The organism is Serratia sp. ID 25-353 (assembly GCF_054792795.1).
Window position 1 is genome coordinate 4,175,344 of the sequence record NZ_CM139236.1, and the last position, 21,662, is coordinate 4,197,005.

Sequence of the window (21,662 nt, forward strand, 5' to 3'; positions counted from 1 at the left end):
CCTCATGAGCCCAGATACCGCTCGCATCAGCGAAATTATCGATCGCGCCAGGATCTCGCCCTATCAAATCCTCATCCTTACCCTGTGTTTCCTGATCGCCCTGCTGGACGGCTTCGATACCGCCATCATCGGCTATATCGCCCCGGCACTGCGCGAAGAGTGGGGCCTGCAGCCCTCGCAGCTCTCCCCCGCCTTCGGCGCAGGGTTGTTCGGCCTGCTGATCGGCAGCCTGCTGTTCGGGCCGATCGCCGACGCCATCGGCCGCAAACGCGTGCTGCTCGTCGCGGTGCTGGTGTTTGGCGGCTGTACCCTGGCTTCGGCCTATACGCATTCGATCGAATCCCTGACCCTGCTGCGCTTTATCACCGGCATTGGCCTCGGGGGCGCGATACCGACCTGCATCACCCTTAGCGCTGAGTACTCACCGGCACGCCGGCGCATGCTGATGGTCACCCTGAGCTGGAGCGGCTTTACCGCAGGGCTTGCCCTGGGTGGCCTGCTGGCCGGGCAGATCATTCCTGCATTCGGCTGGCGCGGCGTACTGCTGGTCGGCGGCATTGCGCCATTGGCGCTGCTGCCGCTGCTGGCCTGGCAGATGCCCGAGTCGGTACGCTTTATGGCCGCCAGCGCCAAACATGCCGATCGGCTGCGCCGGGTGGTCGAGCGTATCACCGGCCAGCGTTGGACGGGGGTCACCATCGTCGATGACGAACGCCCGGCACAGGCCACGTCGCCGATCTCGCACCTGTTTATCGAAGGGCGCGCCGTGCGCACCCTGTTGCTGTGGGCGGCGTTCTTCTGCTCGCTGTTCGTGTTCTACCTGCTCACCAGTTGGCTGCCGACGATCCTCAAAGACGCCGGTTACGATATCGCCCACGCCTCGCGCATCGGGGCGATGGTGCCGCTCGGCGGCACCCTGGGCGCCATCCTGATGGCGCTGCTGATGGACCGCGTCGGGCCCTACCGCGTGCTGGCCGTCTCCTACCTGGGCGCCGCGCTGGTGATTGGCGCAACCGGGTATCTGATGGGCGACGTCTATATGCTGGCCACCGTTGTGTTCCTGATAGGTTTCGGCGTAGCCGGCGCGCAAAACGGCCTGAACCTGGTCTCCGCCACCCTTTACCCGACCGCAGCCCGCGTCACCGGCGTCAGTTGGGCCATGGCCAATGGCCGCTTCGGATCGATCGTCGGCTCGATGCTCGGCGCCTGGATGATGACCGCCGCAGGCTCGGCGGAAGTGTTCTTCCTTTGGCTGGCGCTGCCGGCGCTGCTGGGCGCCGTCGCCATCTTCCTGCTCTATCGCCTCAGCCTGCGCCGCCGCGCACCGCTCGCGGAAACGGCCGCCGGCGCCTGAACTCGCGGAAAAGAAAAGGCCGAGACGCCATCGGTGACGTCTCGGCCTGTAATGAAAAAGGGGGCCAGGCCCCCTTCTCTGTTATTCCGCCTTGGCGGAAGCGTCTTCGGTGCGATACAGGTGCACGTCCATCTGCGGGAACGGAATGCCGATGTTGTGGGCATCCAGCGCGCGCTTGAAGTTTTCCATCAGATCGAAGTACACATTCCAGTATTCCGCGTTGGTGGTCCAGGAACGGGTGACGAAGTTCAGGGAAGACGGCGCCATCTCATTCAGACGCACGGTCACGCCTTTGGCGTGCATGATGCGCTTGTCTGCGGCGATCACGTCGCCCAGCACCTTCTTCACCACGTCGATATCGGCGTTGTAGGCCACGCCTACCACGATATCCACGCGGCGGTTCGGCTCGCGAGAATAGTTGATGATGTTGCCGGCGATGATTTTACCGTTCGGCACCACGATGGTTTTGTTGTCTGCGGTGCGCAGGGTGGTGGAGAAAATCTGCACCTGATCGACGGTACCGGCCACGCCGCCCAGATCGACATATTCACCCACGCGCAGCGGACGGAAGATCACCAGCAGCACGCCGGCGGCGAAGTTGGACAGCGAGCCTTGCAGCGCCAGGCCGACGGCCAAACCGGCGGCACCCAGCACGGCGATCACCGAGGTGGTCTGCACGCCGACGCGCCCCAGCACGGCAATGAAGGTGAACGCCAGCACGCCGTAGCGCACGATCGCCGACAGGAAGTCGGCCACCGTGGCGTCAATGCCGCGCAGTTTCATCACGCGGTTCAGCGCATTACCGACTACGCGGGCCACGATCGAACCGATGATCAGGATAACGATGGCGGCGACGATGTTCACCGCGTACTGGATCAACAGATCCTGGTTCTTCACCAACCAGTTGCCGGCACCGTTGATGCCGTCTACTACATTCAAATCTTTCATTCGTGTCGTCCTAACTCAGTCCCTAACGGGAGAAACTCGCAAAAATACACTGGCCTCGGCAGCCAGTAGGAAACCACCGCCTAAGGGTAACCAACATTAAAGGCTCATGCCAACCGTCAGCGTTAAAAATAGCCGAAACCGCCCGCCGCGTCTTCTATGCTGAGAACAGCGCGTTGGCCATTTCACGACAAGGGATCCGTTAATCATGCATGTTCGCTCTTCGCTCAAACATTATTGGCAAGTGCGGCCCAGGCTGCTGTTTTCCGTCGGTGCCGGGCTGTTGTGCTTTCTGCTGCTGCCCGCCCAGTTCTCGCTGCTACAGCGCCTAATGATTGGCTGGAATACGCTGGCCTGGCTCTATCTGCTGTTTCTCTGGCGGCTGATGTTGGTCAGTACGCCACAGCACATTCGCCAGATCGCTCGGCGGCAGGACGAAAGCGCCAGCACGGTGTTGGCGCTGGTTAGTTTCGGTTGTCTGGTGAGCATTCTGGCGATCCTGTTCGAGTTGAGCAGCGCCAAACAGGCCAGCGACTCGCTGAAAACCCTGCATCTGGCGTTAACCGGCGGAACGCTGGGGGTCTCCTGGCTGCTGCTGCCGACCGCCTTCACCATGCACTATGCCCACCAGTTTTATCGCCAGGGCGCGCAGCAGGATCCTTTGCCGCTGCTGTTCCCCGGTAACCTCACCGATCCGACCTATCTGGATTTCGCCTACTTCTCCTTCACCATCGCGGTCGCGTCGCAAACCGCCGACGTGGCGGTCGGCGCCGCGGAGGTGCGTAAAATTGCGCTCGTGCAGTCGGTTATTTCGTTCGTGTTCAACATGCTGATCCTGGGCCTGTCTATCAACGTCGGTGCCGGCCTGCTGGGCTGAAACGAAAAAGGCTCCCCGCAGGGAGCCTTTAAATCACAAACAAAGGAGGAAAAAACGTGGTTTTTCCTCCTTTGTGATCATCAGCCGAAAATCAATAAATTGATTTTCCTTATTTTTTATATTTTGCCAATGGCAAGCCAGGCAACGCCATCAGGCTTGTCATAAACAAAAAGGCTCCCCGCAGGGAGCCTTTTGCATCGTGCAACAGGTGCCGAAGATTACAGAACGTCTACCGCGTTCAGATCTTTGAAAGCCTGTTCCAGACGCGTCACCATGCTGGTCTGCGCTGCGCGCAGCCATACGCGTGGATCGTAGTATTTCTTGTTCGGCTGATCGGCACCTTTCGGGTTGCCCAGCTGGCCCTGCAGGTAAGCTTCGTTCGCTTTGTAGTACTGCAGGATGCCATCCCAGGTCGCCCATTGGGTGTCGGTGTCGATGTTCATCTTGATCACGCCGTAACCCACAGACTCTTTGATCTCTGCGTCGGTAGAACCGGAACCGCCGTGGAACACGAAGTTCAGGCTGTTGTGCGGCAGGTTGAATTTCTTGGACACGTAGTCCTGAGAATCACGCAGGATGGTCGGGGTCAGCTTGACGTTGCCTGGCTTGTACACGCCGTGCACGTTACCGAAGGAGGCAGCGATGGTGAAGCGCGGGCTGATGGCGTTCAGTTTTTCGTACGCGTAAGCCACGTCTTCCGGCTGGGTGTACAGAGCGGATGCGTCCATATGGCTGTTGTCCACGCCATCTTCTTCACCGCCGGTGCAGCCCAGTTCGATTTCCAGCGTCATGCCGATTTTGGCCATGCGCTTCAGGTAGGCGCTGCAGATCTCAATGTTTTCTTCCAGAGACTCTTCAGACAGATCGATCATGTGAGAAGAGAACAGCGGTTTGCCGGTAGCGGCGAAGTGCTTCTCGCCGGCGTCCAGCAGGCCGTCCAGCCATGGCAGCAGTTTCTTCGCGCAGTGGTCGGTGTGCAGGATCACTGGCACGCCGTAGTGTTCAGCCATCTGGTGAACGTGGTGTGCGCCAGAGATGGCGCCCAGAATCGCTGCGCCCTGAGGCACATCGGTCTTCACGCCTTTGCCGGCGATAAACGCGGCGCCGCCGTTGGAGAACTGAACGATGACCGGCGCGCGCACTTTAGCCGCGGCTTCCAGCACTGCGTTAATGGAGTCGGTACCCACGCAGTTTACCGCTGGCAGCGCAAAGTTGTTCTCTTTAGCAACTGCGAAGACTTTCTGAACGTCATCACCCGTGATGACACCCGGTTTTACGAAATCAAAAATTTTAGACATGTTACTTTGTCCTGTTTCGTCGGCCGTAGATGGATGTAAATCGATGTTTTCACGCCGCGCAGCGTGAGCCGCGCGGTATAAAACAAACGGGCGGCTTTCGCCTCCCGTTGTCTGAATTACTGCTTAGCGCGCTCTTCCAGCATCACGACTGCAGGCAGCGGTTTCCCTTCAACGAATTCCAGGAATGCGCCACCGCCGGTGGAGATGTAGGAAATTTTGTCAGCGATACCGAACAGATCGATGGCTGCCAGAGTGTCGCCGCCGCCAGCGATAGAGAAAGCGTCGCTATCGGCGATCGCGCGGGCGACAATTTCGGTGCCCTTACGGAAGTTAGGGAACTCGAATACGCCAACCGGGCCATTCCACAGAATGGTCTTGGCGTTCTTCAGGATAACGGCCAGACGCTCGGCAGAGACGTCGCCCATATCCAGAATTTGCTCGTTGTCCTGGATCTCGTTGGCCTGCTTCACGGTCGCGGTCGCGGTTTCGGAGAACTCGGTCGCGACGCGCACGTCGGTCGGAACCGGGATGTCGCAGGTTTCCAGCAGTTTCTGCGCGTTCGGGATCAGGTCAGGTTCGTACAGGGACTGGCCCACGTTGTTGCCCTGCGCCGCCACGAAGGTGTTGGCGATGCCGCCGCCGACGATCAGCTGATCGGCGATTTTGGACAGGGAATCCAGCACGGTCAGTTTGGTGGACACTTTAGAACCGCCCACGATGGCGACCATCGGACGGGCCGGGTTGCCCAGGGCCTTGCCCAGCGCTTCCAGCTCGGCGGACAGCAGCGGACCGGCACAGGCGACAGGCGCGAACTTGCCCACGCCGTGGGTGGAAGCCTGCGCGCGGTGCGCGGTACCGAACGCGTCCATCACGTACACGTCGCACAGCGCCGCGTATTTCTTGGACAGGGTTTCGTCGTCTTTCTTCTCGCCCTTGTTGAAACGGACGTTTTCCAGCACCACCAGTTCGCCTTCGGCAACGTCGACGCCATCCAGATAATCCTTCGCCAGACGCACTGGGGATTTCAGGTGATCTTTCAGGTAGTTGACAACAGGCAGCAGGGAGAATTCTTCGTTGTACTCGCCTTCGGTAGGACGACCCAGGTGGGAGGTTACCATCACGCGGGCGCCTTGCTTCAGCGCAGCTTCGATAGTCGGCAGGGAAGCGCGGATACGCGCGTCGGAAGTCACTTTACCGTCTTTTACCGGCACGTTCAGATCGGAGCGGATCAGTACGCGTTTACCCGCCAGATCCAGATCGGTCATCTTAATTACAGACATGGTGAACCCTCTTTATTGAATCTCTATAAAATTGCCTGAGCAGCGCGCCAACCACGCCGGCGCCGCCGTACTAGAAACCGCTGGCGGCCATTGCCCGTGTTGTATCCAACATCCGATTGGCAAAGCCCCATTCATTGTCGCACCAGACCAAGGTCTTTATCAGGTGCTGCCCGCTGACCCGGGTCTGCGTACCGTCGACGATAGCGCTGTGCGGGTCATGGTTAAAATCGATCGAGACCAATGGTAATTCCGTGTAGTCAACTATACCACGAAATGATTCCCGTGCGGCCTTTTGCAACAGCTGGTTGACCTCCGCCACCTTCACCGCGGCGCTCACGCTGACGCTGAGATCGATAGCCGTCACGTTGATGGTCGGCACGCGCACCGAGATAGCCTCAAAGCGATCGCAAAACTGCGGGAAGATACGGGTAATGCCCGCGGCCAGCTTGGTGTCGACCGGAATGATCGACTGGCTCGCCGCGCGGGTGCGCCGCAAATCCGCGTGATATGCGTCGATCACCGGCTGATCGTTCATCGCCGAGTGAATGGTGGTCACAGTGCCCGATTCGATGCTGTAGGCATCGTCCAGCAGCTTGATTACCGGAATAATGCAGTTGGTGGTGCACGAGGCGTTGGACACGATGCGATGTTCCGCCAGCAGCGTCTGATGGTTGACGCCGAACACGATGGTGGCGTCCAGATCGTTGCCGCCCGGATGGGCGAACAGCACTTTCTTCGCCCCCGCCGCCAGATGGGCTTCGCCATCCGCCCGGCTGCCGTACACGCCGCTGCAGTCCAGCACCACGTCGACGCCCAGCTCGCCCCAGGGCAACTGCTCTACCGCCGGCTGATGCAACAGGCGAATCGCGTCGTCTCCGACGCTCAGCGTGTCGCACTCTTGCCGCACATCCCACGCGAAACGGCCGTGGCTGGAATCGTACTTCAACAGATGGGCCATGCCCTCGGCATTCGCCAGCTCGTTGATCGCCACCACGGAGATTTCCGCCCGTCGTCCTGATTCGTACAGTGCGCGCAATACGCTGCGGCCGATGCGGCCAAAGCCGTTTATCGCTATGCGGATGGTCATGCTGCTCCTGAAAAAGGGCCGTCCCCGCCGGGCTGACTCACCGGCGCCGGACCGGTGCTGACTGGTTGTCTCACTAACCCGTATAGAGTAGTGGATCGCACCGCCCGCTGTGAATCGCCGCGTTTGCATTATTCCCGCGCTTCAGCGGCTTTTCGCCGCCGTCACATCGGCATTTCTGTCGAAGAGTGCTTCAACTGAAACGCTTCAGCTGAGCATAAACCAAAGTTTTGGCAAAAGGAACAGGTGCAACAGTTCCACAAGTAACGGAGGGGAGTTTTACGAGCATAAGATGATCTGGCGCACATTTTTGGCCTTAAGGCCGCGGCGGATTTTCGCTCGCCGGCCCCGTTTCGCCGTAGTGCTCGCGGAAATAGTCGCGCAAAAATTCGACCGTCACCCGCACTTTTGCCGACGTTGCCAACCGGGAAACGTACACCGCCCAGATGTTGGCCGGCTGATAATACTCCGGCAGGATGTGCACCAACCTGCCGCTGTCGATGTTCTCTTTCACGTCCCAGGCGGAACGCAGCGCGACGCCCTGTCCGTCCAGGCACCACTGGTGCACGATTTCGCCGTGGTTCGACGCCAACGCCCCTGTCACCTTCACCGTCTCTTCGCCGCCCGGCCCCTGCAGCCGCCACAGCCCGAACGGATGATCGCGCTCCTTGATCACCAGGCAGGCGCGGCCCGCCAGCTCCGCCAGGCTTTTCGGCACGCCGTAGCGCTGCAGATATGCCGGCGAAGCGCACAGGATGCGCTGGTTGTCCGCCAACTTGCGCGCGATCAGATTGGGGGCGATATCGTCGCCGATGCGGATATCCAGATCGAAGCCTTCGCTGACCAGATCCACCAACCTATCGGACACGTCGAGCCTCAGTTCCAGCTGCGGATACTCCCGCGCCAGCGCCGACAGCGCCGGCGCCACGAAGCGCCGGCCGAAGCCGAAGCTGCTGACCACGCGCAGCATGCCCTGCGGCGCCTGACGCACCTCGGACAGCTCGTCCATCATCTGATCGACGTCGTTGAGAATACGCTGCGCCCATTCGTAGATGCGCTCGCCGTCTTCGGTGATCGCCACCCGCCGCGTGGTGCGGTGCAGCAACGACACGTCCAGCGCCTTTTCCAGCAATGCAATGCGCTTGCTGATAAAGGCCGGCGACACGCCCAGCTCTTCGGCGGCGGCGGCAAACCCGGCGCGGCGCGCCACCAGCACGAACACCCGCAGGTCACTCAGGATCGGCACATTATTCATGATTCGTGTTTTATGTTTCACCGTTTTCAGGATTGATTAACAGTTAGTCAATTATAGGATAAGGGTGTTGTCAAACTCCCCTACCTACAAATGAGACCTCTGTATGAGCAAAACATATAAAATTGCCGCCATCCCCGGGGACGGTATCGGGCGGGAAGTGTTGCCGGAAGGCATACGAGTATTGCAGGCGGCGGCTGCGCGTTGGGATCTGTCGCTGGAATTCGACACCTTCGAGTGGGCCAGCTGCGACTACTACCAGCACCACAGCCAGATGATGCCCGACGATTGGTTTGAGCAGCTCAAGGGCTTCGACGCCATCTACTTCGGCGCCGTCGGCTGGCCGGATACGGTGCCCGATCACATTTCGCTGTGGGGTTCGCTGCTGAAATTCCGCCGCGACTTCGAGCAGTACGTCAACCTGCGCCCGGTGCGGCTGTTTCCCGGCGTGCCCTGCCCGCTGGCGAACAAGCAACCGGGCGACATCGATTTCTACGTGGTGCGCGAAAATACCGAAGGGGAGTACTCCTCACTCGGCGGGCGAATGTTCGAAGGCACCGAGCGCGAGATGGTGATCCAGGAATCGGTTTTCACCCGTCAGGGCGTGGATCGCATCCTGAAATACGCCTTTGAGCTGGCGCAACAGCGCCCGCGCAAGCGCCTGACCGCCGCCACCAAGTCCAACGGCATGGCCATCAGCATGCCGTACTGGGACGAGCGCGTGGCGGAGATGGCACGCCAGTACCCCGATATCGCCTGGGACAAACAGCACATCGATATTCTGTGCGCGCGCTTCGTGCTGAACCCCGAACGCTTCGACGTGGTGGTCGCCTCCAACCTGTTCGGCGATATTTTGTCAGATCTCGGCCCGGCCTGCACCGGCACCATCGGCATCGCGCCGTCGGCCAACCTGAACCCGGAGCGCAACTTCCCGTCGCTGTTCGAACCGGTGCACGGCTCGGCGCCGGACATTTTCGGCAAGAACATCGCCAACCCGATCGCCATGATCTGGAGCGGCGCGATGATGCTGGACTTTCTCGGCAACGGCGATGCCCGCTACCGCCAGGCGCACGACGGCATCCTGCAGGCGATCGAGCGCATCATCGCCGACGGACCGCGCACACCGGATATGCGCGGCGGCGCCTCCACCCAGCAAGTCGGCCAGGCGATCGCCGCCCTGCTGCAACGCTAAACGCCGCTGATTTTCCTGCGCAGGGTGCCTTTTCGCGCCCTGCTTTGCCACGTCCGTTTTTCCGCTTCGAGCGCCGCCGCAAATCCGCTGAAAATCACCGCAGAAAGCACGCCAATACCCCGGTCAAGATCACAACAAATTGTTTACATACTGTGTTTTATCCTTTTACAGATGCCCCAATTGTGGCTCTCCTGTAATTTGTGCACACTCAAAAATGTTAATGAAGAGTAAACATTTCCGGCGGCATTCTGCCGGGGCGTTTGCTCCTCGCGGTGTAACAAAACAAAGGGTTCAAACCAATAAGGCCCGGGCGCGCCCTACGCTTCGCGCACCGGCCCACCACCGATAACAGGAGTTCACTCCCATGCAGAGCACCCCTAAAAAGGATGTCACGCTCATCGCCATCAGCCTGTGCAGTATTGCGCTGATCGCCATTTGCCTGATGCTCTTTCCGGCTCAATCCGCGCTTATCGCCAACACCATTTTCAACGGCGTCACCCGGCTGTTCGGTTCAACCATTCAAATCCTGGTGCTGATCGCCCTGCTGGTGGTGCTGTATCTGGCGTTGAGCAAATACGGCAATATCCGCCTCGGCGAAGGCAAACCGCAATACTCCACGCTGGCCTGGCTGTTCATGTTCATCTGCGCCGGCCTGGGCTCATCCACCCTGTACTGGGGAGTGATGGAATGGGCGTATTACTACCAGACGCCGGGGCTGAACATCGCGCCACGCACCCCAAAGGCGCTGGAATACAGCATCAGCTACTCCTTCTTCCACTGGGGCCTGAGCGCCTGGGCGACCTACGCCCTCGCCTCGCTGATCATGGCCTACCACTTCCACGTGCGTAAGAACAAAGGGCTCAGCCTGTCGGGGATCATTTCCGCCATCACCGGCGTGCGCGCCAACGGCCCGATCGGGCGGTTGGTGGATCTGATTTTCCTGGTCGCCACCGTCGGCGCCCTCACCATTTCGCTGGTGCTGACGGCCTCCACCTTTACTCGCGGGCTGACGGCGCTGACCGGCATCCCCGACAATTTCGTGGTGCAGGCGACGGTGATCCTGCTGGCGGCGGTGATTTTCTGCCTCAGCTCCTACATCGGCATCGACGGCGGCATGCAGCGCCTGAGCAAAATGGTCGGCTGGGGCGCTTTCGTCTTCGCCGGGCTGGTGCTGCTGGTCGGCCCCACCGAGTTCACCATCAACAACACCATCAACGCCATCGGCCTGACGGCGCAAAATTTCCTGCAGATGAGTCTGTTTACCGATCCGATGGGCGACGGCAGCTTCAGCCGCAGTTGGACGGTGTTCTACTGGCTTTGGTGGATCTCTTACACCCCGGGCGTGGCGATGTTCGTCACCCGCGTCTCGCGCGGCCGCAAGATTAAAGAGGTGATCTGGGCGCTGCTGCTCGGCAGCACCCTCGGCTGCTGGTTCTTCTTCGGCTCGCTGGAAAGCTACGCCATGCATCAGTTCATCAGCGGGCAGCTCAACGTGCCGGAGATCCTCAACACCCAGGGCGGCGAAACCGCCGTGCAGATGCTGCTGACGGCGCTGCCGCTCGGCAAGCTGTTCCTGGCCGCCTATCTGTTCATCATGATTATTTTCCTGGCTTCGCACATGGACGCGGTGGCCTACACCATGGCCGCCACCAGCACCCGCAACCTGCAGGAGGGGCAAGATCCCAGCCCGATGCTGCGCCTGTTCTGGTGCGTGGTGATCACCCTGATCCCGCTGTCGATCCTTTTCACCGGCGCCTCGCTGGACACCATGAAAACCACGGTGATCCTGACCGCGCTGCCGTTCCTGCTGGTGCTGCTGGTGAAAACCTACGGCTTTGCCCGCTGGCTGAAGCAGGACTACGCGGCCATTCCGGCTCACCAGATCGAAAGCAGCGCGCCGGCTCTGCCCGAGGCGCCGCCGGCCGCCGAACTCTCCGCTCCATCGTCGTATCAACCGCGCCCTATGGCGAAATGACAATAAGAAAAGAGGAAGGTTAACTTATGAGCACTCTGATCCCTGAATTTACCTTACCGAAAGATTTCTGCGCCGACGCCCGCGAGGCTTACACCATTCCGGCCCGGTTCTATACCCACCAGGCAGCGTTCGAGCACGAAAAAGAGCAGGTGTTCGCCACCAGCTGGATTTGCGTGGCGCACCGCAGCGAGCTCGCCGAACCGAACGACTACATCACCCGCGAGATCATCGGTGAAAACATTCTGGTGGTGCGTGGCCGCGACAAAGTGCTGCGCGCCTTTTACAACGTCTGCCCGCACCGCGGCCACCAGCTGCTGGCGGGCGACGGCCGGGCGAAAAACGTCATCACCTGCCCTTATCACGCCTGGGCGTTCAAGCTGGACGGCGAACTGGCGCACGCGCGCAACTGCGAAAACGTGCAGAACTTCGATAAGGAAAACTCGCACCTGATGCCGGTGCGGGTCGAAGAGTACGCCGGGTTTATTTATGTCAATCTGGACTCGCAGGCCGGCACGGTGGAAGACCAGCTGCCGGGCCTCGGCGCCAAAGTGCGCGAAGCCTGCCCGCAGGTCGACGATCTCAAGCTGGCGGCGCGCTTCGTCACCCGTACCCCGGCCAACTGGAAGAACATCGTCGACAACTACCTCGAGTGCTACCACTGCGGCCCGGCACACCCCGGCTTCGCCGACTCGGTGCAGGTCGACCGCTACTGGCACACCCTGCACGGCAACTGGACGCTGCAGTTCGGCTACGCCCGCCCTTCCGAGCAGTCGTTCAAGTTTGAAGAGGGTAAAGAAGCCAGCTTCCACGGCATTTGGCTGTGGCCGTGCACCATGTTCAACATGCCGCCGCTGGAAGGCATGATGACGGTGATCTATGAGTTCCCGGTCGATGCAGAAACCACCCTGCAGCACTACGACATCTACTTCACCAACGCCGATTTGAGCGACGAGCAGCTCAAACTGATCGACTGGTACCGCGACGTGTTCCGCCCGGAAGATTTGCGGCTGGTGGAGAGCGTGCAAAAAGGCCTCAAATCGCGCGGCTATCGCGGCCAGGGGCGCATCATGGCCGACGGCGCCGGCAGCGGCGTCAGCGAACACGGCATCGCCCACTTCCACAACCTGCTGGCGCAGGTTTATCAACCCTGATGCGACGGGGCCCACGGGCCCCCTCCCCCTGACTTGTGAGGTTCTTTGTGAATATTTCCGATCGGGCGCTATTCCGCCAACAAGCCTACATCAACGGGCAATGGCGCGATGCCGACAACCAGGAAACCCTGCCGGTGAGCGATCCCGCCACCGGCCAACTCATCGGCAGCGTGCCCAACATGGCGACGGCCGAAACCCAACGGGCGATCGACGCCGCCCAGCAAGCGCTGGAAGGCTGGCGCGCGCTGCCGGCACAGCAACGCGCGCAGCTGCTGCGCCGCTGGTTCGAACTGATGCTGGAACACCAGCAGGATCTGGCCAGCCTGATGACGCTGGAGCAAGGCAAGCCGCTGGCGGAGTCGCTGGGCGAGATCCGCTACGCCGCCTCCTTTATCGAATGGTTCGCCGAACAGGCCAAGCGCACCAATGGCGACATCATTCCCTCGCCGAGCGGCGATAAGCGCCTGATGGTGCTGAAGCAGGGCATCGGCGTGTGCGCGGCGATCACGCCCTGGAACTTCCCGGCGGCGATGATCACCCGCAAGGCCGCGCCGGCGCTGGCGGCCGGCTGCACGCTGGTGGTCAAACCCGCCAACGAAACCCCTTACTCGGCGCTGGCGATGGCCGAGCTGGCCGAGCGCGCCGGCATTCCCGCCGGGGTGCTCAACGTGGTGACCGGCAACTCGCAGGCGATCGGCGCCGAGCTGACCGGCCACCCGCAGGTGCGCAAGCTGAGCTTTACCGGCTCCACGCCGGTGGGCAGGCTGCTGATGCGCCAGAGCTCGGACACCATCAAGAAAGTGTCGCTGGAGCTGGGCGGCAACGCGCCGTTCATCGTGTTTGACGATGCGGACATCGATGCCGCGGTGGAAGGCGCGCTGATCGCCAAATACCGCAACGCCGGGCAGACCTGCGTTTGCGTCAATCGGTTCTACGTGCAGCGCGGCGTTTACCCACAGTTCGCCGAGAAGTTTGTCGCCCGCGTGGCGGCGCTGCAGGTCGGCAACGGCTTCGAACCCGGCGTACAGATCGGCCCGCTGATCAACCGCAAGGCGCGCGACAAGGTGCTGGAGCTGCTCGATGACGCGCTGAGCAAAGGCGCTCAGGTGCTGACCGGTGCCACGCCGCACGCGCTGGGCGGCAATTTCTTCACGCCGACGGTGCTGGGCGACGTGCAGCCTGGCTCGCTGCTGCTGGAAGAAGAGATTTTTGGCCCGGTCGCGCCGCTGGTGGTGTTCGATGACGAAGCCGAGGCGATCCGCCAGGCCAACGACACCATCTACGGCTTGGCCGCCTACTTCTACACCCGCGATGCGGCGCGCATCTGGCGCGTTTCGGAGCGGCTGGAGTACGGCATGGTTGGCATCAATACCGGCCTTATCTCCAACGAGGTAGCCCCGTTCGGCGGGGTGAAGCAGTCGGGTCTGGGGCGTGAAGGCTCAGAATACGGCATCGAAGACTATCTGGAGCTCAAATACCTGTGCCAGGCGGTATAACTTTTTCATGCGCGGGGACGCCCGCGCTTTGGAGCCAATGAATGACCAGCTATCAGATGCTTGATGTTCGCGTCGTCGACATCGAACCCGTCACCACACAGGTCAAGCGCTTTACCCTGGCGGATCCGCAAGGCCGGCCACTGCCCGCCTTCAGCGGCGGCAGCCACATCATCGTGCAAATGCAGGACGGCGATCAGCGTTACAGCAACGCCTATTCGCTGCTGAGCTCACCGTTCGAGCTCGACCGTTACCAGATCGCCGTGCGCCGTGAGTCCCCTTCCAAAGGCGGTTCCGACTTCATGCACGATCGGCTGGCGATCGGTGATACGTTGACAATCAGCACCCCCAATAACCTGTTCGCGCTGGCGCCGGAGGCGCAGCATCACGTGCTGATCGCCGGCGGCATCGGCATCACGCCGTTTATGGCCCATCTGCACGAGCTGCAGCGCAGCGGGCAACGCTATCATCTGCACTACTGCTTCCACAGCGAGGAACACAACGCCTTCCAGCAGCAGCTGACGCAAGCGCCGTTCACCGACAACGTCAGTTGCCATGTCTCCAGCCTTAACGGCCGGTTGGATCTGGCGCGCACGCTGGCCGACGTGGAGCCCGGTGCCCATATCTACGTCTGCGGCCCGGCGGCGCTGAACGAAGCGGTTTACCGGACCGCCGCCGAACTGGGCATCTCCCCCGGTCGCTTGCACAGCGAAGCCTTCGCCGCCGAAGACACGGCGGGCGGTGCCTTTACGCTGGTGCTGGCCCGCTCAGGTATTGAGCTTGAAGTGGCGGAAGACATGACCATCCTGCAGGCGCTGGAAAACAGCAAGGCGGCTAAGGTCGAGTGCCTGTGCCGCGAAGGCATTTGCGGCACCTGCGAAACCCGCATCGTCGAAGGGGAAGCCGATCACCGCGATCAGTATCTCAGTGACGAAGAGCGCGCGGCGCAGCAAACCCTGTTGATCTGCTGCTCACGCGCCAAGGGCAACCGGCTGGTGCTGGATCTGTAAACGGAGCGCCCGCGCCTGCGGGCGTCCTGACTAGGCTTTCGGGAATATCCACAGATGCTCGGCCGGTAGGGAGAGCCGGCACAGCGTCCGATCGCGCGCTTCATGACCATAGGCGCGCACCACGAAATCCTCGGCCACGGTGCGGAACAGGTACTCCCAGCGATCGCCGAGATACATGCTGGTCAACAGCGGCAGCTCAAGCTGGTTGCCCTGCGGATCTTCGCCCAACCGCACGCGCTCCACGCGGATCACCGCCGAGCCCTCCTGGCCAACCTGCACGCCTTCGCCCGCTTTGCCCCACAGCGCCCAATCCTTGCCTTCGATGCGCGCCCGGTCGCCTTCCAGCGCCACGATCTTGCCCGGCAAGCGGTTGTTGCTGCCCATGAACTCGGCGGTGAACAGCGTGGTGGGCGAACCGTACATCTCCTGCGGCGTGCCCTGCTGCTCGATTTTGCCGTTATTGAGCAGCAGGATGCGATCGGAGATGGCCATCGCCTCGTTCTGATCGTGGGTCACCATCAGCGCCGACAGGCCGAGCTTGATGATCAACTCGCGCAGGAATACCCGCGCCTCTTCGCGCAGCTTGGCGTCAAGGTTGGACAGCGGCTCGTCCAGCAGGATCACCGGCGGGTTGTAGACCAGCGCACGCCCGATCGCCACGCGCTGCTGCTGGCCGCCGGAAAGCTGGTGCGGATGGCGCTTGGCCAGATGCCCCAACCCGAGCTGATCCAGCACCGCCTGCACCCGCTGGGTGATTTCCGCCGAGGCGGTCTTACGCAACTTCAGCGGGTAAGCGACGTTCTCAAACACCGTTTTATGCGGCCACAGCGCGTAGGACTGAAACACCAGCCCCAGGTTGCGCTCTTCGGCGGGAATTTCGCTGCGTGCGCTGCCGTTGTATACCGCATTATTGCCGATGACGATCCGGCCCTGGCTCGGTTTCTCCAGCCCGGCCACCGCCCGCAGCAGCGTGGTTTTGCCGCTGCCCGACGGGCCCAGCAGCGAGACCACTTCGCCCCGTTTCAGATCCATCGACACCCCTTTCAGCACCGGATTGTCGCCATAGGTCAAATGCAGATTCTCTACCGAAAGTTCAATCATGTAATTTCACTCCAAAGCGCAAGGCAATCCCCAACCCCAGCACCACCAGCAGGATATTGATGAACGACAGCGCGGCGACGATATCGATAGCGCCCGCGGCCCACAGGGAAACCAGCATCGAGCCGATGGTTTCCGTGCCCGGAGACAGCAGATACACCCCGGTGGAATATTCGCGTTCGAAAATCAGGAACATCAGCAACCAAGAGCCGATCAGGCCGTAGCGCGACAGCGGAATGGTAACGTGGCGGGTGATCTGCCCACGGCTGGCGCCGGCGCTGCGCGCCGCCTCCTCCAGCTCCGGCCCCACCTGCAACAGCGTCGAGGAGATCAGCCGCAGGCCGTAAGCCATCCACACCACGGTGTACGCCAGCCAGACGCTGAAGATGGTGCTGCGCAGCGAACGCAACCAGACAATCCAGTTAGCACGCAGCCACTCGGCCATCGGCAGCGCCGACAGCCAACCCTCCTTGAGCGATTTGTCCAGCCACATCGGCAGGAACAGAAACACCCACAGGAACGCCAGACCGGCCAGCAGCCCCGGCACCGCGCGCGGCACCAGCACGCTGTAGTCGAGGAAGCGCGTGGCGCCATCCGGCTTGCGGTGCATGGCGATGCCGATAAACAGGTAGCACGCCACCGCCAACGCCCCGCCGATTACCCCAATCGCCATTGAGTTGACGATGGCGCGCAGCAGGTTGGGCTGCGCCCAGATGGTGCGGAAGGTGTTGATCGACAGTTCGTCCCAGACTGACACGCCCACGCCCCAGTTGGAGATAAAGGCGCGCAGCACCACGCCGATCAGCGGCACGCCGATGGTCACGGTCAGCCAGAACACCACCACCGCGCCGGCCACCCAGCGCCATTTGCCCAGCGGCAGCGCGCGGGCCTGCGAGGCTTTGCCCTTGACGGTGACGAAACGGTTGGCGGTGCGCATCAGCCGGCGCTGCAGCATCACCAACGGAATGGTGATGCAGATCAGCACCACCGCCACCGCCGCCATCAGGTGGTAAGACGGCGTGCCCAGCTTGTTGGTCAACTGGTACAGGTAGGTCGCCAGCACCAGGTTGCCTTCCGGATCCCCCAGCACCAACATCAGGCCGAACACTTCCAGCCCGAGAAAGAACAGCAGCACCCCGGCATACAGGATAGACGGCCGCACCATCGGCAGGCTGACGGCGGTCATGACCTGCAGCGGCGTGGCGCCGGCGGTGCGCGCCGCTTCTTCAACGTCCGAACCCACGCTGCGCAGCGCCGAGGAGATGTACAGATACGCGTGGGGCACGTGCGTCAATCCGGCTATCACCACGATGCTGGCCATCGAATAGATGTTCCACGGCACAAAGCCCACCAGCGCCTCCGCCCACAGCGAGAAGAAGCCGACCGGCCCCGCCGCCACCACGTAGCCGAAGCCCAGCACCATCGGCGACACGAAGATCGGCACCAGAATCAGCGGCTCGATGATCCGCCGCCCCGGCAGATCGGTACGCACCATCAAGAAGGCCAAAACGCCGCCGAGCGGGATGGCGATGATTACCAGGCCGAATGCCAGAATAAAGCCGCTTCTCAGCGCTTTGTAGAAATCCGGATCGGTAAAGATGAACTCGAAGGCCTCCAGGCTGAAGACCTTGGAGGGAGAGAAGAACGGTGCCGAGAGGAAGCTTTGAATGATGATAAACGACAGGGGGACATAGATAACCAGCGCGGTTATCAACACCACCAGGCCACGCGGCAGGCTCTGCCACTTTCTGCGCCATGCTTGCATAAATGCTCCCTATGGTTGTAAACGACGACCAAAGGGCGCGCGCCTCTGCGACAGGCGCGCGTCCGAATGCAGTCCCTGTTATTTCGCCGCGGCGGCGCGCCATTGTTTGATGTAATCGAGGCGTTTGGCCGGCTGCAGATATTCCAGCAGGCTGTCGTCGACCGGAATCGGCTTGAGCGCGTTGCCCAACAGCTTGGTCATGCCGTCGATGTCGTTCTTGCCTTCGATATCGTTGCGGATCGAGGGGATATCCGCCTGATTGGCGAGAATATTTTGCCCTTTCTCCGACAGCACATAGTCGAACCACAGCTTGGCGGCGTTAGGGTTGCCGGCCTCTTTGCTGATGAAGCTCACGCGCGACAGCACCAGGGTATAGTCTTTCGGATAGACGATGCCGAGCGACGGGTCGCTCTTGGCGCGGGCCTCGGCGTAAGAACCGAGGATATTGAAGCCGATCAGGTTTTCACCGGAAGAAACGCGCTCCATCATGGTGCCGGTGGAGGATTGCACCGCCAGCCCGCCCTTGGCCACGTCGGCCAGCGTTTTGAAGTAGTTAGGATCGGCCTTGAAGTCCTGCACCGACAGCATGAAGCCGACGCCGGATTTTTCGATGTCGTACGTGGTGACTTTCTTCTTGAATTTGTCCGTCTGGCCGGCGATCAGCTTAGCCAGCGCCGCGTGCGAATCCGGCACATCGCCTTGCGGGATCAGGCGTTTGTTATAGATAAACACCACCGGCTCATAGGTGGTGCCATACACCTTATCTTGCCATACCGCCCATTTCGGTAGCTGAGCCTGCTCGGGGGAGGCGTATTCCTGTGCGTAATCGCCCGCCAGTTTCAAAATGGTGTCCATCGACGAGCTCCACACCACGTCGCCGCTGGTGCCGCCGGCCGCCTGCTCGCTGATAAAGCGGTTATACAGTTCGGTGCTGTTCATGTCGTTGTATTCGACCTTGATGCCCGGATACAACGCCTCGAACCCCTGGATCAGCGGCGCCGCCGCCTTGGTGTCGGTGGTCGAGTAAATCACCACCTTGCCTTCTTTCTTCGCGCCGTCGACCCGTTTCTGATAGTCGGCGGGGTAGCCCGCCGGGAAGGCCGCATAGGCGGAAACGGAGCCCAGCAAGGTGATTGCCGCTACGGTCGCGCTGATTTTTTTCATCATCATCATCCATCCCATGATCACATTTAATAAACCAAAAATTAACATATAGTTAATAAGTGTGGCGAGGCAACGGCGTTGCTTTGTTATCTTTCGGTTTTGTGAGGTTGGACGTTTTTCAGCCAATAAAAAAGCCCGGCAGCGCGGGCTTTACGGCACTTCCTGTTGCAGACTATTCGGCCAGGCGAGAGCGCCGCAGCAGGCGAATTCGCTGTACGATGGCGACCCCCAGCAGCGTCAGCACAAACCCTGCCAGCTGCAGCAACGACAGCGCCTCGCCAAACAGCGCGTAAGCCTGCAGCGCCGCCGCCGGCGGCACCAGCAGCATCAGCGCGGTAATGCGAGTCAAGTCGCCGTGGCGCACCATCCAGATAAACAGCGCGGTGCCGCCCAGCGACAACACGCCGGCCGACCACAGCAGCGAGAACCACAGCGTCGGCGAATTGTCCCAGGCGCCGGAGCCCATCACGGCCGCCAGCACGCCGGTCACGATCGCGGCGCCGAGGTGCTGAATGGCGCCTGCCGCCCGCAGATCGGCCGCCGCCAGCGAAGACTTCTGCACCATGATGCCGATCGTCAGCGCAACGATGCTGCCAAACCCCATCAGAATCGGCAACAGCGCCATATTGCCGACGTCGATACCGGTCAGCCGCGGGGAGAGCACCAGCGCAACGCCGATAAAACCGACCGCCAGCCCGGCCCATGAACGCAACCCTATAGGCTTACGCAGCACCAGCGCGAAAATCAGCGCGGTAAACAGCGGCTGCAATCCGCCGATCAGCGACATCACCCCGGCCGCCAGGCCGTTCGCCACCGCCCACCAGCTTGCGGCGAGGTAAACGCCGTTCATCAGCATGCCGGTCAGCAGGTGCATCACGAACTGTCGCCCCTTGGGCCAGGCGCAATGCAGCGCCAGCAGGGAGAATACTGCCGCGGCGATCAAAAAGCGAAAGGTCAGGAAAAGGTTGGGATCGGCATGATCCGCCACCGCCCGCGCGGCAATAAAACCGGTCGACCAAATTAATATCAGGAAAAACGGCGCGATAAATGCCTTTCGCCGATCGCGTTTTTCGCGCTGGGTTATTTCCATATCACTACCTGAAAAAATGCGGCTGATGAATTAATGCGGAACATACTAACCAATTTAACACCGGCTTAACAGCATCGACATCGCCCCCTCAAGCCTGCGCAATGAACACTATTGCGGGAAATAATGACGTTTCAATCTTATATAATTCACCAAGCTTATAATTAATCCCACCACGTTACGATAATGTAAATTAATTGCTACATCAGGTATAACTCCTCCCCTCTTGGCAACATTGTCGGAATAATTCCCCTTTGCTAGCCTTCCTGAAGCCACTTAATTAACTGGACTGACTTATGGCCGAAATCACTGATTTTATGAAACTGGATATGCGTATTGGCGAAATTATTTCCGTGGAATATAACGACAAGGCGTTAAAGCCCGCCTATAAACTGCGCATTGATTTCGGCGAAGAAATTGGCATTAAAAACAGCTCGGCGCAATTATGCGAAAACTATCAGGAAGATGATCTGCTCGGCAAAAAAGTCATCTCCGTCGTTAATTTCCCCGCCAGGCGGGTTGCTGGATTTAAATCCGAAGTGCTGGTACTTGCCGCGGTCACCCGGGATCAAGGCACCGTCTTGCTGAAAACCGATTTCGACGTGGAGATCGGCAGCAAGATTTTATAATCGCCACATCATTCGTGAGGCCACCGAGAAATGCGACAGTTATCCCTGCTTGATGAAGTTAAGAAGGCGTACCAGGAACACCGTTCAGCCTTTATCCCCGGCGCCACCATGCAAGCGATCTTGCTGGCGCTGGGCGCGCGGCCGGAAGATTTCGCCAAGCTGCAGCAGGTCAGCGGCAATCTGGCGGACGATCCCACTCTCCCCTTCCGCAAGTCCAGAAACGGCCGCTTCTGTTTCGACTTCGATCGCGCCCAGATTGAGCGGCTGGAGTTCCAGCCTTTTGTGCTCTCGGTCGAGGAAGACTTCATCCGCTACGATTCGGGAAAGGTGCGCCACTTCCGCGGCATCAACGACGATCTGCAGTTGAATACGGCATTCCAGGCGCTGATGAAATTCAAAGCCTACGTGATCGATGGCGTGAGCGTGACGCCGCGCGCCCGGCTTAATCAGGAGATCAACAAGTTCGTCTGCACGGTGTTCAACCTGCGCACCGTCACCACGCCGCAGATGCTGGGTGAACCGGCGCTGGAAGGCGTGCACAGCGACGGCGTCGACCACACCATGACGACCTTCCTCGGCTGCGACAACATGACCGACGACAGCGCCAAGACCTTTATTCACGATATGCGCGAAACCAGCGGGATCAAATTCGATCGGGCCCGGCCGGAATGGATTTTGGGCGAAATACAGCATCGGCATTTCCTCGATACCCTGCTGATTGTCGATCATGAACGCAAACACAGCCTCTCACCGGTGGAAGCGCAGGACAAACGCCGGCATTCGACCCGCGATATGCTGATCTTTTTCACCCGTAAACCGGTCGAAGACGGCCACGTCTCTTTCGCGTATGACTCTTTCAAACCGCATATCGAAATCCCGCTGTCGATAGACATGGTGGCGCGCGCGAGCTAACGCGCTACCGGGCCGGCCGCCAGGATTTATCTGTGCGGCCGGTTCACGCCAGGATAAACAGCGCTGTATTAATCAGGTTTTTGTCGCCGAATTATT

At 60.5% G+C, this 21,662-nt stretch carries 18 protein-coding genes; 9 read left to right on the plus strand and 9 right to left on the minus strand.

Going from position 1 to position 21,662, the window contains the following annotated elements:
* Positions 1 to 4: 4 nt before the first annotated feature.
* A complete protein-coding gene (locus tag ACYF6X_RS20090; RefSeq protein WP_063990660.1) occupies positions 5 to 1,354 on the plus strand; it encodes an MFS transporter in 1,350 nt (449 codons plus the stop codon).
* 81 nt (positions 1,355 to 1,435) lie between these two features.
* Here ACYF6X_RS20090 and mscS read toward each other — a convergent pair whose 3' ends face one another.
* Positions 1,436 to 2,302, minus strand: coding sequence for a small-conductance mechanosensitive channel MscS (gene mscS / locus ACYF6X_RS20095; protein ID WP_025304177.1), 867 nt, complete (start codon positions 2,300 to 2,302; stop codon positions 1,436 to 1,438).
* A gap of 205 nt (positions 2,303 to 2,507) precedes the next feature.
* On the opposite strand from mscS, the gene ACYF6X_RS20100 reads away from it, so the two are divergent.
* The gene (locus ACYF6X_RS20100; protein ID WP_063990659.1) at positions 2,508 to 3,176 is read left to right on the plus strand and encodes a DUF1345 domain-containing protein; all 669 of its coding nucleotides are present in this window, start codon (positions 2,508 to 2,510) and stop codon (positions 3,174 to 3,176) included.
* Between the two features lie 218 nt (positions 3,177 to 3,394).
* Here ACYF6X_RS20100 and fbaA read toward each other — a convergent pair whose 3' ends face one another.
* The 4 genes from fbaA to ACYF6X_RS20120 all read right to left on the minus strand — a co-directional run bounded on the left by fbaA (position 3,395) and on the right by ACYF6X_RS20120 (position 8,114).
* The gene (gene fbaA, locus ACYF6X_RS20105; protein WP_025304179.1) at positions 3,395 to 4,474 is read right to left on the minus strand and encodes a class II fructose-bisphosphate aldolase; all 1,080 of its coding nucleotides are present in this window, start codon (positions 4,472 to 4,474) and stop codon (positions 3,395 to 3,397) included.
* Between the two features lie 116 nt (positions 4,475 to 4,590).
* Positions 4,591 to 5,754, minus strand: a complete 1,164-nt coding sequence (pgk, locus tag ACYF6X_RS20110; RefSeq protein ID WP_025160206.1) for a phosphoglycerate kinase — start codon at positions 5,752 to 5,754, stop codon at positions 4,591 to 4,593.
* A gap of 70 nt (positions 5,755 to 5,824) precedes the next feature.
* A complete protein-coding gene (gene epd / locus ACYF6X_RS20115) occupies positions 5,825 to 6,841 on the minus strand; it encodes an erythrose-4-phosphate dehydrogenase (RefSeq protein WP_004931582.1) in 1,017 nt (338 codons plus the stop codon).
* Positions 6,842 to 7,154: 313 nt separating this feature from the next.
* Positions 7,155 to 8,114: a LysR family transcriptional regulator gene (locus ACYF6X_RS20120; RefSeq protein ID WP_277986706.1), complete on the minus strand. Its 960-nt coding sequence runs from the start codon at positions 8,112 to 8,114 to the stop codon at positions 7,155 to 7,157.
* An 82-nt stretch (positions 8,115 to 8,196) separates the two neighbouring features.
* Between ACYF6X_RS20120 and ACYF6X_RS20125 the strand changes: the two genes are divergently transcribed.
* The 5 genes from ACYF6X_RS20125 (at position 8,197) to ACYF6X_RS20145 (ending at position 14,911) form a co-directional block, all read left to right on the plus strand.
* Positions 8,197 to 9,282 (plus strand): tartrate dehydrogenase, encoded by a 1,086-nt coding sequence (locus ACYF6X_RS20125; protein WP_130018187.1) that lies wholly within the window; start codon positions 8,197 to 8,199, stop codon positions 9,280 to 9,282.
* 364 nt (positions 9,283 to 9,646) lie between these two features.
* Positions 9,647 to 11,257, plus strand: coding sequence for a BCCT family transporter (locus ACYF6X_RS20130; RefSeq protein WP_130018186.1), 1,611 nt, complete (start codon positions 9,647 to 9,649; stop codon positions 11,255 to 11,257).
* A gap of 26 nt (positions 11,258 to 11,283) precedes the next feature.
* Positions 11,284 to 12,408, plus strand: a complete 1,125-nt coding sequence (locus ACYF6X_RS20135) for an aromatic ring-hydroxylating oxygenase subunit alpha (RefSeq protein ID WP_019455611.1) — start codon at positions 11,284 to 11,286, stop codon at positions 12,406 to 12,408.
* A gap of 47 nt (positions 12,409 to 12,455) precedes the next feature.
* The gene (locus ACYF6X_RS20140) at positions 12,456 to 13,904 is read left to right on the plus strand and encodes an NAD-dependent succinate-semialdehyde dehydrogenase (protein WP_130018185.1); all 1,449 of its coding nucleotides are present in this window, start codon (positions 12,456 to 12,458) and stop codon (positions 13,902 to 13,904) included.
* Positions 13,905 to 13,945: 41 nt separating this feature from the next.
* Positions 13,946 to 14,911, plus strand: coding sequence for a PDR/VanB family oxidoreductase (locus ACYF6X_RS20145; RefSeq protein WP_130018184.1), 966 nt, complete (start codon positions 13,946 to 13,948; stop codon positions 14,909 to 14,911).
* Between the two features lie 30 nt (positions 14,912 to 14,941).
* On the opposite strand, the gene ACYF6X_RS20150 is transcribed toward ACYF6X_RS20145, so the two are convergent.
* The 4 genes from ACYF6X_RS20150 to ACYF6X_RS20165 all read right to left on the minus strand — a co-directional run bounded on the left by ACYF6X_RS20150 (position 14,942) and on the right by ACYF6X_RS20165 (position 20,028).
* Complete coding sequence (locus tag ACYF6X_RS20150) at positions 14,942 to 16,012, minus strand: ABC transporter ATP-binding protein (RefSeq protein WP_063990658.1); 1,071 nt, start codon at positions 16,010 to 16,012, stop codon at positions 14,942 to 14,944.
* Positions 16,005 to 17,774, minus strand: a complete 1,770-nt coding sequence (locus ACYF6X_RS20155) for an ABC transporter permease (RefSeq protein ID WP_130018183.1) — start codon at positions 17,772 to 17,774, stop codon at positions 16,005 to 16,007. Before ACYF6X_RS20155 ends, ACYF6X_RS20150 begins: the two co-directional genes overlap by 8 nt.
* Before the next feature lie 78 nt (positions 17,775 to 17,852).
* Positions 17,853 to 18,941: an ABC transporter substrate-binding protein gene (locus tag ACYF6X_RS20160; protein ID WP_060441366.1), complete on the minus strand. Its 1,089-nt coding sequence runs from the start codon at positions 18,939 to 18,941 to the stop codon at positions 17,853 to 17,855.
* 169 nt (positions 18,942 to 19,110) lie between these two features.
* Positions 19,111 to 20,028, minus strand: coding sequence for a DMT family transporter (locus ACYF6X_RS20165; RefSeq protein ID WP_130018182.1), 918 nt, complete (start codon positions 20,026 to 20,028; stop codon positions 19,111 to 19,113).
* Between the two features lie 293 nt (positions 20,029 to 20,321).
* On the opposite strand from ACYF6X_RS20165, the gene ACYF6X_RS20170 reads away from it, so the two are divergent.
* Positions 20,322 to 20,654: a tRNA-binding protein gene (locus tag ACYF6X_RS20170; protein WP_048234649.1), complete on the plus strand. Its 333-nt coding sequence runs from the start codon at positions 20,322 to 20,324 to the stop codon at positions 20,652 to 20,654.
* 30 nt (positions 20,655 to 20,684) lie between these two features.
* Positions 20,685 to 21,566: a 2OG-Fe dioxygenase family protein gene (locus ACYF6X_RS20175; protein ID WP_038871106.1), complete on the plus strand. Its 882-nt coding sequence runs from the start codon at positions 20,685 to 20,687 to the stop codon at positions 21,564 to 21,566.
* Positions 21,567 to 21,662 lie beyond the last annotated feature (96 nt).